Source organism: Streptomyces arenae, from assembly GCF_022343545.1.
Lineage (GTDB): Bacteria > Actinomycetota > Actinomycetes > Streptomycetales > Streptomycetaceae > Streptomyces > Streptomyces humi.
In genome coordinates this window covers 65,306-78,579 of sequence record NZ_JAKQYH010000023.1, presented here as the reverse complement: position 1 = coordinate 78,579, position 13,274 = coordinate 65,306, and the positions used below count along the sequence as shown (strand labels likewise).

Below are 13,274 nucleotides of genomic sequence, written 5' to 3'. Positions count from 1 at the left end.
TTACGACCGTTCACCCCTTTTGGTGGCGCGATGGACAACCGTCCGTCGCGCCACCGCCTTGTCCGCATACGTTCGTCCCGCTGCGAGCCGTCGACGCGACGGCGGCTCCCATACGCGAGATCGATCGGGGGTGCACACGTGCGCATCGGACTGGTTACGGAGGGTGGTTATCCGTATGTGAACGGTGACGCCGGACTCTGGTGCGACCGGCTCGTGCGCGGGCTCGGGCAGCACGAGTTCGACGTCTACGCACTCAGCCGCGGCCGCCGTCAGGAGGCCGAGGGCCGACTGGAGCCGCCCCCGCACGTCAGCCGGGTCCGGACGGCCCCCCTGTGGACCGCGGAGGAGGACGGCGTCGCGTACGGCAGGCGCGCGCGCCGGCGTTTCGCCGAGAGCTACGAGGAGCTCGCGCAGGTGCTGTGCGCCGGGCCGAGCGGAGGCGGCGCGACCGGTCCCGACGGCCCCGACGCCGTGCCCGGTCTCATGGCGGACCGTTTCGGCAGCGCCCTCTACGGACTCGCCGAACTCGCCCGTGACGAGGGCGGGCTGGTCGGTGCCCTCCACTCCGACACCGCCGCACGCGCGCTCGAGCGCGCCTGCCGTGCGCCCGGCGCACACACCGCCGTGCGCGGGGCGCGGGTACCCGATCTGCTCGCCATCGCCACCCACCTCGAACGCGCCCTGCGCCCCCTCTCCCTCGACTGGTACGGCGACGACGGCCTGGGCGCGGCCGACCTCTGCCACGCCACCGCCACCGGCCCCGCCGCCCTGTCCGGCCTGCTCGCCGGGCACTTCTCCGACGTCCCGCTGCTGGTCACCGAGTACGGCGCGCGACTGCGCGCGCACTACCTCGCCGCCGGTCCGGAAGCGGCCACCCCGGCCGTGCGCACCCTGCTCGCCGCCCTGCACGGCCGGCTCGCCGCGGAGGTCTACGGCCGCGCCGCGATCATCACCCCGGGCAACGCGCACACCCGCCGCTGGCAGGAGCGCTGCGGCGCCGACCGGGCCCGGATCAGGACCGTGCACCCCGGTATGGAGTCCGCCCGCTTCACCGAGGTCGGTGAGGCCCCGGACCGTGCCGACCCGCACACGCTCGTCTGGGTCGGCCGTGTCGAACCCGCCAAGGACCTGATGTCGCTGCTGCACGCCTTCGCGGAGGTCCGCAAGGAGGAGCCCGAGGCGCGGCTGCGGATCTTGGGCGCCCCCACCGGTCCGGAGGGCGCGGCCTATCTGGGGCACTGCAAGGCGCTCGCCGCGCAGCTCTTCCCGGACGAGGCCGAGGGCGTGCACGCCGTCGGCGACAACCCGGTCTGCTTCGAGGAGATCGGCGGCCCGCAGGCGCCCACCCTCGCCGACGCCTACGCGTCCGGCACCGTCGTCGTCCTCTCCAGCGTCGTCGAGGGGTTCCCGGTCGGTCTCGCCGAGGCGATGTTCTGCGGCCGCGCGACCGTGTCCACGGACGTCGGCGCCGTGGTGGAGGTCATCGGCGGCACCGGTCTCGTCGTACCCCCGCGCAATCCGCGGGCGCTCGCGGAGGCGTGCGTGGCACTGCTGCGCGACCCCGAGCGCCGTGAGCGCCTCGGTGCCGCCGCGCGCGCCCGGGCACTGGAACTCTTCACCGTCGAGCAGAACGTCACGGCATTTCGCGGCATTTACCTGGAGATCGTCTCGCACTGCCCGGTGCGCCGCGTCGTCCTCGACGAGTCGGGCGAGCCGCTGCCGTTCGCCGTCCCCGCCGAGGCCCATGTGCCGGGCCGCTGGACCGGCCCCACGGCCCAGGTCGCCGGCAGGCGCGGGCCCGGCCGGGCGCCGGGCGCCACGACGGGGATCACCCCGGTGCGGGCCACACCGCTCAAAGAGCGCGAGGGGGCACGGTGAACGGCGACGGGCGCGGCGCGGCGGGCGGTGACGGGCGCGGTACGGCGGGCGGTGGGCCGGGGGCACTGGACCGGCCGGGGCCGCCGAGCCGGGCCGCTGCGTGGGACGCCCGGTCGGGGGAGTGGCTTCCGGAGCCCGAGGAGGGCGATCCGGGAGACTCCTCCCCGTTCGGAAGCGGCCGACCGGGACCGGCCGCGGCCGCCATGGCCGCCACGGGTGCCGCAGATGGCAGGGAAGGCCAGGACACCGCCGGGCGCCACAGGTCCAGCCCGCGACGCAGCGCCGGCGACCCCGTGAAAGCGCTGCTGCACCGCCACCGCGCCCTCTGCGAGCGGGCCGTCGACCCCCTGGAGATCGCCGCCGGCCTGGAGGCGCACGGCGTCACCGACCGGACCGCCGCCGGCTTCCGGCACCGTGACGTCTTCTCACTCGCCGAGGAGCTCTACGCGCGCGTGCCCCGCGACGACGAACACCGCCCGCACCCCGAACCGGCGCCCACGCCCCGCGTACGCGCCGACTGGGCGCTGCTCGCGTGCCTCCCGGGCACCTTCGCCGCGCTGACCGTGACCGGCGTACGGCTCACCCAGGGCCGCCCACGGCTCCTGCTGGCAGCCGCCGGCGTCCTCGCCGTCGCCCTGGCCCTCCGCCTCACGCTGCGCCGCGGCCCGCTGGCGGCGCCGTCCCGCGCGCTCGCCCGGCACACCGCGACCGGCACCCGCGCATGGACCTGCTGGCTCCTCGGCTACGCCCTCCTCGGCGACGGCCTGCTGCGGGCCGCCCTCGACGGCGGTCCCCACGGTCTCCCGACCGGCACCGCGCACGGCCCCTGGCCGGTGGCCACCGTTCCGGTCCTCGCCCTCGCCCTGGCCACCGCCCCGGCCGCCTGGAGCACCCACCTCCTCACCACCGGTGCCCGCCGCCGGCTCGCCGGCAGCCGCGGCCTGGAGGAGTTCACGGCAGCCGTCCAGCCGCTGCTGCTCGGCACCTTCGCCCTCTGCCTGGGCGCCCTCACCGGCCTGCTCGCGCTGTGCGGCACCGTCCTCGGCGAAGCCGCCGGCTACCCGCAGGCCCTCACCCTCGGCGCCCTCCTGCTGCTCGCCCGGCTGCTCGCCGTCCACCACGCCCCGCGTGGGGTCGGCCTCGCCCTCGCCGGCGCCGCCGTCACGGAAGCGGCGGCCGTGGCCCTGGTCCTCGCCGGCCGGCTCCCCGGCTGCGCCTTCCTGGCGACCCCTGTCGACGCCCTCGCCAACGTGGCGGGCCCGGGCGGCGTCCCGGCCCTGGCCTGCGGCGCGGCCGCCCTGGCGCTGCTGTTCCGGGCAGCCCGCACCCTCACCCGGGCCTCGGCCCACGCCCCCACGGGAGACCCCGAGTGAGCCAACTCTTCCCGGGTCACGCCGTGCCGTCCCGGCGGCCGGCGCCCGGCGCCTCGTCCGAGGCAACCGCACCCCTAGAAGGAGACCACCAGATGACCATCTCCCGACCCGGACCCGGAGCGTCCGGAACCACCGGAGTCGCCGGAGCGCACACCCCGGGAGCCACGCGATGAGGGTCCTGCTGATCGGAGCAAACGGATACCTAGGCCGCTTCGTCGCCGACCGGCTGCTCGCCGACCCGGCCGTCCAGCTCACCGCACTCGGCCGCGGTGACGACGCCGATGTCCGCTTCGACCTCGCCACCGGCAGCCCCGGCGCCCTCACCCGCTTCCTCGACGCGGTCCACCCGGGCGTGATCGTGAACTGCGCCGGCGCCACCCGCGGCGGCGCCCGGGAACTCACCCGGCACAACACCGTCGCCGTCGCCACCGTCTGCGAGGCCCTGCGCCGCAGCGGCTGCGGCGCCCGGCTGGTGCAGATCGGCTGCAGCTCCGAGTACGGACCGAGCCAGCCCGGCTCCTCCACGGCCGAGGACGCCGTGCCCCGACCCGGCGGCCCGTACGGCGTCAGCAAGCTCGCCGCCACCGAACTGGTCCTCGGCTCCGGCCTGGACGCCGTGGTCCTGCGCGTCTTCTCGCCCGCCGGGCCCGGCACCCCGGCCGGCTCCCCGCTCGGCCGGCTCGCCGAGGCGATGCGCCGCGCCATGCAGTCCGGCGACGGCGAACTCAAACTCGGCGGCCTCGGTGCCCAGCGCGACTTCGTGGACGTCCGCGACGTCGCCCGCGCCGTGCACGCGGCCTCGCTCTCCGCCGCCCAGGGCGTCATCAACATCGGCTCCGGGCGCGCCGTCCGCCTGCGCGACGCGGCCGCCGTCCTCGCCCGGGTCGCCGGATACGGCGGCGCCCTGCACGAACTGGACGGCCCGCCCGGCCCGCTGCGCGGCGCCATCGGCCACCCCCGCCTGGACCCCGACCACGCGGCCCCGGTCGCGTACCCGTACCCGGACGGCTGCGGCAGCTGGCAGCAGGCCGACGTGCGCTGCGCCCGCGACCGGCTCGGCTGGCGGCCCCGTATCAACCTGGAGGAATCCCTCGCGGACATCTGGATGGAGGCGGCATGCCGCATCTGACCAGCCCTCGGGCGGGCGCCGCCACCACCGGCGTCCGCACCGCGGTCGGCATCCCCGGCTACGCCCACCCCCTTCTCGCGCCCGCCCAGTGGGCCGAACTCGCCCGCCCTGGCACGCCCCTGCACTGGGTCGTCCTCGACGTGGCGAACGGTCCCGGCAGCCGGCCCGACCCGCACTGCCTGGAGGCGGCCGGCCGGCTCCGCAATGCGGGCGTCCGTGTCCTCGGCCATCTGGACGCCGCCCACGGCGCCCGCCCCCGCGCCGACCTGGTCACCGACGCCCACTGCTTCCACGACTGGTACCGCGTCGACGGCTTCCTGCTGGACCGCTGTCCCACCGAGCGCACCGCGCTCCCCGAGGTCCGCCGCACCGTCGCCGCGCTCCGCGACATCGGTGACGGCCCCCACATCGTCCTCGGACACGGCACCCACCCCCACCCGGGTTACGCCGAGAACGCCGACCAACTGGTCACCTTCGCCGGTCCCTGGAGCGACTACCGCTGGTCGCAGGTGGCCGAGTGGACCGCGGACTACCCGCCCGACCGCTTCTGCCACTTCGTCCACGGCGTGCCCCTCGGCCACCTCGACGAGGCCCTGCGGATCACCCGCTGGCAGGGCGCCGCCACGATCTACATCACCGACCGGACCGATCGCGGCGGCAGGGCGGATCCGTGGGAGGCCATGCCCGGCTACTGGGACGAGATCGTCTCGCGGATCGGAACAGGTGTCTCGGAATGATGAAGGCCGTGGCAGTGTTACAGGGAGAACAAACGTAGTGATAGACCGATCAACGGAGTCTCCGTGTCGCTGCCACCCCTGGTCGAGCCAGCTTCTGAGCTCACCGTAGACGAGGTCCGCAGGTACTCCCGCCACCTGATCATCCCGGACGTCGGGATGGACGGGCAGAAGCGGCTGAAGAACGCCAAGGTGCTCTGTGTCGGCGCCGGCGGCCTGGGCTCGCCGGCGCTGATGTACCTGGCCGCCGCGGGCGTCGGCACTCTCGGCATCGTGGAGTTCGACGAGGTCGACGAGTCCAACCTGCAGCGTCAGATCATCCACAGCCAGGCCGACATCGGCCGCTCCAAGGCCGAGTCCGCCCGGGACTCCGTCCTCGGCATCAACCCGTACGTGAACGTGGTCCTTCACGAAGAGCGGCTCGAGGCCGAGAACGTGATGGACATCTTCAGCCAGTACGACCTGATCGTCGACGGCACGGACAACTTCGCGACCCGCTACCTGGTCAACGACGCCTGCGTGCTGCTGAACAAGCCGTACGTGTGGGGCTCCATCTACCGCTTCGACGGCCAGGCCTCGGTCTTCTGGTCCGAGCACGGCCCCTGCTACCGCTGCCTCTACCCGGAGCCCCCGCCGCCGGGCATGGTCCCCTCCTGCGCCGAGGGCGGTGTCCTGGGCGTGCTCTGCGCGTCCATCGGCTCCATCCAGGTCACCGAGGCCATCAAGGTCCTCACCGGCACCGGTGAGCCCCTGGTCGGCCGGCTGATGATCTACGACGCCCTGGAGATGCAGTACCGCCAGGTCAAGGTCCGCAAGGACCCGGACTGCGCGGTCTGCGGCGAGAACCCGACCGTCACCGAGCTCATCGACTACGAGGCCTTCTGCGGCGTCGTCTCCGAGGAGGCCCAGCAGGCGGCCGCCGGTTCGACGATCACTCCCAAGCAGCTCAAGGAGTGGATCGACGACGGCGAGAACATCGAGATCATCGACGTCCGCGAGCCGAACGAGTACGAGATCGTCTCCATCCCCGGCGCCAAGCTGATCCCGAAGAACGAGTTCCTCCTGGGCACCGCCCTGGAGGGCCTGCCGCAGGACAAGAAGATCGTCCTGCACTGCAAGACGGGCGTCCGCAGCGCGGAGGTCCTCGCGGTCCTCAAGTCCGCGGGCTTTTCCGACGCCGTCCACGTGGGCGGCGGCGTGATCGGCTGGGTCAACCAGATCGAGCCGGCGAAGCCGGTCTACTGAGCACGGTTCCCACGGTGGGCGGGGGCTTCGGGCACGGCAGGTGCCCGGGGCCCCCGCCTCCGTCATGAGCAGACCTTGCCGTCCTTCGGGACCGTGCCGTCCAGCAGATAGGCGTTCACGGTCGAGTCCACGCAGTCGCTGCCACTGCCGTAGGCACCGTGGCCCTCGCCCTTCCAGGTCAGCTCGACACCGACGCCCTTGCCCAGCTCGTCGGCCATCCGCCGGGCGCCCTCGTACGGGGTCGCCGGGTCGCCGGTGTTGCCGACCAGCAGGATCGGGGCCGCGCCCGCGGCGCTCACCTCCGGGGTGTCGTACTCGCCGGCCACCGGCCAGTCGTGGCACCAGCCGGCCGTGTCCCAGCCCAGGAAGTCCCCGAAGACCGGGGAGATCTTCTCGAACTCGGGCAGCAGCCTCTTCGTCTCGGCGAGCGTCGGCCGCTGCTTGTCGTCCAGGCACGATATGACCCGTTGGGACTGGGTGGTCGTGCCGTAGTGCCCCGCGGAGTCACGCTCGTTGTACTGGTCCGCGAGCGACAGCAGCTCCGTGCCGTCGCCCTCCTCGGCCGCCTTGAGCGCGCTGGTCAGCGTCGGCCAGCTCTCTTCGCTGTACAGCGGCAGGACGATGCCGGTGACCGCGAGGGTCTGCGTCAGCTTCCGCCCGGAGGATGTCGGCAGCGGCTTCGCGTCGAGCGTCTTCAACAGGTCCACGATCTTCTGCGAACCCTGCTTCGGGTCCTGCCCGGTGGACTTCAGGTAGTCGTCCAGTGCCCGCTGGAAGCCCTGGGCCTGGTTCTTCGCGTGCCCGACCGAGTCCGCGGTCGGGTCGACCACCGCGTCCAGGATCAGCCGCCCCACCCGCCCGGGGAACAGGTGGGCGTACACACCGCCCAGTTCGGTGCCGTAGGAGATGCCGAAGTAGTGCGTCCTCGTGTCACCGAGCACCTGGCGCATCAGGTCCATGTCGCGGGCCGTGTCGGTCGTCGAGACGTGCGCGATCAGCTTGCCGGCGGCCTTCTCGCAGTCCTTCCCGAAGTCGGCGGCGTCCTGGAAGTACGTCGTCTCCTCGGCCGCCGTGTCCGGTGTCGCGTCGACCGACTCGGCGGCCTGGACGGCCTTGTCGCCGCGGCACCGGACGCCCTCGCTGGCGCCCACCCCGCGCGGATCCCAGCTCACCAGGTCGTACCGCTCGCGCAGCGCGGAGACGGTGGGGGCGTAGTACGGCATCGTCGAGACACCCGAGCTGCCCGGGCCGCCGAAGTTGAACAGCAGCGAACCGATCCGCTTGCCCTGGGCCCCGCTCGCCTTCGCCCGGATCAGCGCCAGCCCGATGGTCTCCCCGTCCGGCTTCGCCCAGTCCAACGGCACCTTGAGCGTCGCGCACCGCCATTCGTCACCCGGCGCGGCGGAGTCCGAAGTGGCCTTGCAGCGGGCCCAGTCGAGCTTCTGGGAGGTGAGGGAGCCAGGCAGGACACCGGAACCACTGGCGGAGGCCGACGGCCGGACGGGCCGGGCCTTCCCCGGCTCCCCGCCCCCACCGGACGACCCACCGCTGCACCCGGCCACCAGCAGCCCGGCGGCCACGACGGCCCCCCACCGTACAGATCGATACATGTGCTCACATCCCCCACACGGGCCCTCCGCAGGTTCGTCGCGGAAAGCGGTCAGGCCATGGTAGGCGGAACGCACGAAGCCCAATTCCGCCTGTGGATAACCCTTTGACCTGCGGTTTCAAAGCGCCCCCGAAAGGGGCGCGGGGAACTGCGCGATCAGCCACGACGGCGCCGCAGCCGCGTCACCACCCTCCCGGCGCCACCCGCTCGGCACCACCCGCCGCGATCACGTACACACGGTCCCCGCCCTCGGCACCGTCCCCTCCAGCAGGTAGCCGTTCACCGCGCCCTGCACGCACTTGTTCTTGCTGTCGTACGCCCCGTGCCCCTGCCCCTTGTACGTCAGCTCGACCCCGATCCCCTGCCCGAGCGCCTCCACCATCTTCTTCGCGCCCTCGTACGGAGTGGCCGGGTCCCCCGTGTTCCCGACGACCAGGATCGGCGCCGAGCCGGGCGCGCTCACGTCGGGGTGGTCGGCGGCGCCGGGCACCGCCCAGTCCGTGCAGCTGACCATGCCCCAGGCGAGGTAGTCGCCGAACAGCGGGGAGGCGGCGCGGAACTCGGGCAGCTTCTGCTGGACGTAGTCCGCGGTGTACCGGGGTTTCTCGTCGGCGCAGTTGATGGCGATGTTGGCCGCAGTGATGTTGCTGTACTCGCCGTTCTGGTTACGGCCGTTCATCGAGTCCGACAGCAGCATCAGGATCTTCCCGTCACCGTCGTAGGCCTCCTCCAGGCCCTCGGTGAGGTACTCCCAGAAGTCCTTGGAGTACAGGGACTGGGCGATGCCGTTGGTGGCGGCGGTCTGGGTCAGCATGCGGGGCAGGATGCCGGGGATCGGCTTCCTGTCGAGGTCCACGAGGAGCTTGGCGATACGGTCCTTCACATCCTGCGGGGTGTCACCGATGGGGCACGGTGTCTTCTTCGAGGTGCAGTCCTCGGCGAAGTTGTCGAGCGCGAGCTGGAAACCCTTGGCCTGCCCCAGCGAGCTCTCTTCCGGGTTCTGGGTGGGGTCGACGACGGCGTCGAACACGGCCCGGCCCACGTTCTTCGGGAACAGGTGGGCGTAGACGCCGCCGAGTTCGGTGCCGTAGGAGATGCCGAAGTAGTGCAGTTGCCGGTCGCCCAGGACCTGGCGCATGAGGTCCATGTCGCGGGCGGCGTCGGTGGTGGGCACATGGGGCAGGATCGTCTTGGAGTTCTTCTCGCAGGCGGCGTTGAACTGCTGGGTGCGCTTCATCAGCTGGGTGCGTTCGGCGCTGGTGTCGGGCGTCGCGTCCTGCTGGAAGTAGTCGTCGAGCTGGGCGTCGTTCTCGCACTCCACGGGGTCGCTGCGGCCTACCCCGCGCGGGTCGAAGCTGACGAGGTCGTAGCGGGTGCGCAGGGCCGCGTAGTCCGCGCCGAACGCCGGCAGGGTGGTGACGCCGCTGCCGCCGGGCCCGCCGAAGTTGAAGACCAGGGAGCCGATCCGCCGGTCCGGGGCGCCGCTGGCCTTGGCACGGATCAGGGCGAGCCCGATGGTCGCGCCCTTCGGCTTCGACCAGTCCAGGGGCGCCCTCATGGTGGCGCACTGCCAGCTGGCGCCACCCGGCAGCGGCGAGGGCGAGTCGCCGCCGCCCTCGGCCTCGTCGGGGGCCGGGCACGCCTTCCAGTCCAGTTTCTGCGCCGTCAGATCCTGGTTCTCGGATCCGCCGCCGCTGCATCCGGTCAGCACGAACAGCACCAGGGCGGTGGTCAGGGCGGCGACACGGATCCGGCTGGGCTTCGGCATACCCCCATCGTGGGGTCGCGCCCCACCACGCGCGCGGGGCGCGAGCCGTACGAGGTACGGCCCTACAGGGCGCCCTTGCGGGTGAGGTGGTTGAAGGCCAGCCAGCCCGGCAGGACAGGCAGCCACAGGGTCAGCAGCCGGTACAGCAGGACGGCGGGGGCCGCGACCTCCTTGGGCAGCCCGACGGCGATCAGGCCGACGGTCAGGGTGGCCTCGACCGCGCCGACGCCGCCGGGTGTGGGCGCCGCGGAGCCGAGGGCGTTCCCGGCGAGGAAGACGACGGCGACGCTGGCGATGCTCAGCGAGGTCGACTGGTCGCCGAACGCGCGGATGGAGGCGTCCAGGCACATCACGAAGCAGGCGGTCAGCAGCAGCATGCCGCCGATGCCGGTGACGAGCTTCTGTGGCCGCTGGAGCACGTCCAGCATGCGCGGCACGACACCCGCGAAGAGCGATCGCACGCGCGTGACGACGAATTTCCGCAGGAAGGGCACCGAGGTCACCACGAGGACCAGGACGGCCACCGTCAGCAGGCCGGCGATGACGGTCCGGGACGGTGACAGGGACGGTGTCTTCTCGGTGCCGGTCAGGTAGCCGAAGGACAGCAGCATCAGGATGTGACAGCCGAGCCCGAACAGCTGGGAGGCGCCGACGCTCGCCACCGCGCCTCCGGGGCGGACCCCCGCGCGCTGCAGGAAGCGGGTGTTGAGGGCGACACCGCCGACGGCGGCGGGCGCCACGATCTTCACGAAGGAGCCGGCGACCTGCGCCGCCACGGTCCGCACGAACGGCACCCGCTCGGGCACGAAGCCGAGCAGGGCCATCGCGGCGGCGGCGTAGCTGAGCGCGGAGAAGGCCACCGCGGCGATCACCCAGCCCCACTGGGCCTGTGCGAACAGGGTGTTGAACTCGATGTGGGTGAGCTGCGTGAGCAGGTAGTACGCGCCGATCGCACCGGCCATGAAGCTGATCAGGGTGCGGGGCCGCACCCGTTCGAGGCGGGCGGGCTCGACCGGCGCCTGGGGCCTGATCCGCAGCACCTGGTGCCGGATCTGGGTGAGCAGGTCCTCCTCGCGGGCCTCCTCCAGCGCGTCGTCCAGGGCCCGCTTCTCGGCCCGCTGCTCGGCGCGCACGGTCTTCTTGTCGGGCTTCTCGGCCTCCTCTGCGCGGGCCTGCTTGGCCTGCCGGGACGCCTCCAGGACCGCGTCGCGCTCGCGCTGGGCGCGTTCCCTGGCGAGTCTTCGCAGCGTCGCGCGCGTGGAGCGGGTGAGCGCGATCGGCTGGAGCATCGGCAGGCAGTCGGCGACGGCGTCGGGCCCGAGGACGCCGACCGCCGAGGCCACCGCCCGTTCGGCGCCCACCCGCAGGCCGAGTGTGGTGACGAGCTGGGCGACGTCCATGCGCAGCAGCAGCTCACCGGCCGCGATCTCACCGCCGCGCAGGTCGGTGAGGATCACCGTGCCGGAACGGTCCACCAGGATGGCGTCGCCCGCGAGCCTGCGGTGCGCGATCCGGCGCGACTGCAGGGCCTGCACCTGGTGCCAGGTGTTGCGCAGCAGGTCGTCGGTGATCTCCTCGTCGGCCAGCGAGTCGAGGGTGCGGCCGCCGGTGTGCTCGTAGACGAGCATCACGGCGTCGGGGCCCAGCTCGGAGGTGGCGATCAGCTTCGGGGCGTTGGCGCCGGCCGCGATCGCCGCGTACGCGAGCAGTGCCTCCTGCTCCAGCGCCTGGCGCAGTGACTGGAGGCTGGAGCGGGTGGCGAAGCCGCGCAGGGTGAGGTTGCGCCAGGCCCGGTAGAAGAACCCCTGGGCCTGCTGCTCCCGGTCGACGACCGTGACGTCCAGCGGCGGCCCGTCCTCCAGGGTGACGAAGTAGCGCCGGCCCCGGTCGCCGTTCTCGGAGTCCAGGACCTCCTCGCGGGCCGCGCCGACCGGGTGGAAGCCGACGTGCCGCAGGCCCGCCAGCAGGGTCCGCCCGGTGGGGCGGACGTTGGGCGAGCCGACCGTGTAGAGCGTGCCGTAGGCGACGGTCCAGCCGATCAGCACGGTGAGGATGATCGAGAACGGGGTGGTGTAGCCGGTGACCAGCATGGAGAACGCGTCGAGCAGCAGCACGATCCACAGGACCGAGCGCCATCTCGGCCGCCGGGACATGCCGACGGCCGTCATATAGGCGATGACGGGCGCGAGATAGCCGTGCACCGGGTCGGTGAGGGCGTGGATGTCACCGGGGGAGGGCTGGGTGAGCGCCTCCTGGATCGAGCCCGGCGCGGCCCTGGCCACCCACAGGTCCGTGGCGAGGGTCACGCCGTGCGCGAGGACCGCCGCGAGCACGCCGTCGGCGATGCGCAGCCCGTCCCGCTTGATCAGCCGCTCGATCGCGAACGCGACCGGCACCAGCAGGATCGCGATGCTGGAGGCCAGTCCCGCGAACCTGATCAGCAGGTCCGGGGCCTGGCCGGTGCCCTTGTTGATGTCCTGTTCGAGCCCGGAGGTGGTGCCGTGCGCGAACGCGGCGATGCCGAGCAGCACGACGATGCCCAGCACGCCGACCATGAGCCGCATGAGGTCGGAAGGACGGTGCACGCGCGCGGGGAGGAGCGGTTCGTCGCCCTCCACCTCGTCGGCGTGTGTCTCGTCCGGCACGCGCTCCGCCTCGGCGGCGTCGGGGTCGGCGGCCGGCTCGGGGTGCGCCGTGCCGGGGGTTCCGGCGTCCGGGCGCGCGCCGGCGTCAGGGGTGCCCGCCGCGCCGTCGGGGTGCACGCCCTGCTGCTTGGTCGTCTCTTCTTTGTCTCGTATCACCAGTCACCGCCCGCACGATGGTGGCATGCCCCACCGACACCGGAGGGCATCAGGGTGCAGATGCGGGGGCGCACAGTCTGCCCCAAGCGCCGCCAGAGGGCGAGGTGGCGCCGAACCGCGGACCGCTCCGGTTGTCGGTGGGGTGCGGCAGGATGTGACGAATGAGCGAGCAGAGCCGTCCCGCGGACACCCGGGAGGGGTACCCGGACGAGTTGCCGGAGTACGCCGAGCGGGTCCTGGAGGTCGCCGAGCGGATCCCGTCCGGGCACGTGATGACGTACGGGGACGTCGCGGAGTGGCTGGAGGAGGGCGGACCGCGTCAGGTGGGGCGTGTGATGTCGCTCTACGGTGGTGCCGTCCCGTGGTGGCGGGTGGTGCGCTCCGACGGGGTGCTGCTGCCCGGACACGAACTGCGCGCACTGGACCACTACCGCGCCGAGGGCACTCCGCTGAAGACGGCGAGCAGGGCCGCGGAGGGCCATCTGCCGCGGCTCGACATGAAGCGGGCGCGGTGGGACGGCGGCGCGGACGCGGGGGCTCACACCTGACAGCTTCCGCCATCCGGGGCCCTCGGGGGGAGTCGGTGGCCCGTACGAGGGACACCGGGGACGTCCGTGGCATGACGTACGTTCGTGGGATGCGGGAAACGTGTGCCGCGGGTGCCGCCCGGGGCGGGCGGGCCGGGCGGGAAGAATCGGAAGCCCTGCTTCCGTCCGGTTCGTCGGCGTAGCGTCGGC

Annotated in this window: 9 protein-coding genes; 6 read left to right on the top strand and 3 right to left on the bottom strand. The window is 72.9% G+C overall.

The features are described 5' to 3' along the window. Nucleotides 1-177 precede the first annotated feature (177 nt). From MB828_RS12280 to moeZ, 5 genes are all read left to right on the top strand, one after another. Nucleotides 178-1,878 (top strand): glycosyltransferase, encoded by a 1,701-nt coding sequence (locus MB828_RS12280; RefSeq protein WP_430381366.1) that lies wholly within the window; start codon nt 178-180, stop codon nt 1,876-1,878. Further along, nucleotides 1,875-3,251 (top strand): hypothetical protein, encoded by a 1,377-nt coding sequence (locus MB828_RS12275; RefSeq protein WP_301648172.1) that lies wholly within the window; start codon nt 1,875-1,877, stop codon nt 3,249-3,251. Before MB828_RS12280 ends, MB828_RS12275 begins: the two co-directional genes overlap by 4 nt. A 169-nt stretch (nt 3,252-3,420) precedes the next feature. After that, entirely contained in the window at nt 3,421-4,380 is a 960-nt protein-coding gene (locus MB828_RS12270; RefSeq protein ID WP_046730484.1) for an NAD-dependent epimerase/dehydratase family protein, read from the top strand. Next, complete coding sequence (locus MB828_RS12265) at nt 4,368-5,117, top strand: spherulation-specific family 4 protein (protein WP_301648171.1); 750 nt, start codon at nt 4,368-4,370, stop codon at nt 5,115-5,117. Before MB828_RS12270 ends, MB828_RS12265 begins: the two co-directional genes overlap by 13 nt. 63 nt (nt 5,118-5,180) lie before the next feature. Further along, entirely contained in the window at nt 5,181-6,359 is a 1,179-nt protein-coding gene (gene moeZ / locus MB828_RS12260) for an adenylyltransferase/sulfurtransferase MoeZ (protein ID WP_133025407.1), read from the top strand. A 62-nt stretch (nt 6,360-6,421) separates the two neighbouring features. On the opposite strand, the gene MB828_RS12255 is transcribed toward moeZ, so the two are convergent. The 3 genes from MB828_RS12255 to MB828_RS12245 form a co-directional block, all read right to left on the bottom strand. Further along, nucleotides 6,422-7,969, bottom strand: a complete 1,548-nt coding sequence (locus MB828_RS12255; protein WP_301648170.1) for an alpha/beta hydrolase — start codon at nt 7,967-7,969, stop codon at nt 6,422-6,424. A 225-nt stretch (nt 7,970-8,194) separates the two neighbouring features. After that, nucleotides 8,195-9,736, bottom strand: coding sequence for an alpha/beta hydrolase (locus tag MB828_RS12250; RefSeq protein ID WP_301648169.1), 1,542 nt, complete (start codon nt 9,734-9,736; stop codon nt 8,195-8,197). Nucleotides 9,737-9,798: 62 nt separating this feature from the next. Next, nucleotides 9,799-12,537: a lysylphosphatidylglycerol synthase domain-containing protein gene (locus tag MB828_RS12245; RefSeq protein ID WP_301648168.1), complete on the bottom strand. Its 2,739-nt coding sequence runs from the start codon at nt 12,535-12,537 to the stop codon at nt 9,799-9,801. A 161-nt stretch (nt 12,538-12,698) separates the two neighbouring features. On the opposite strand from MB828_RS12245, the gene MB828_RS12240 reads away from it, so the two are divergent. Beyond that, a complete protein-coding gene (locus tag MB828_RS12240) occupies nt 12,699-13,085 on the top strand; it encodes an MGMT family protein (protein ID WP_133025403.1) in 387 nt (128 codons plus the stop codon). Nucleotides 13,086-13,274 lie beyond the last annotated feature (189 nt).

What these genes read in the sequence shown, in the direction of transcription:
- MB828_RS12270 (WP_046730484.1), top strand. Translation starts at nt 3,421, where the DNA reads ATGAGGGTCCTGCTGATCGGAGCAAACGGATACCTAGGCCGCTTCGTC.
- MB828_RS12255 (WP_301648170.1), bottom strand. Translation starts at nt 7,969, where the DNA reads ATGTATCGATCTGTACGGTGGGGGGCCGTCGTGGCCGCCGGGCTGCTG.
- MB828_RS12250 (WP_301648169.1), bottom strand. Translation starts at nt 9,736, where the DNA reads ATGCCGAAGCCCAGCCGGATCCGTGTCGCCGCCCTGACCACCGCCCTG.
- MB828_RS12240 (WP_133025403.1), top strand. Translation starts at nt 12,699, where the DNA reads ATGAGCGAGCAGAGCCGTCCCGCGGACACCCGGGAGGGGTACCCGGAC.
- MB828_RS12265 (WP_301648171.1), top strand. Translation starts at nt 4,368, where the DNA reads ATGCCGCATCTGACCAGCCCTCGGGCGGGCGCCGCCACCACCGGCGTC.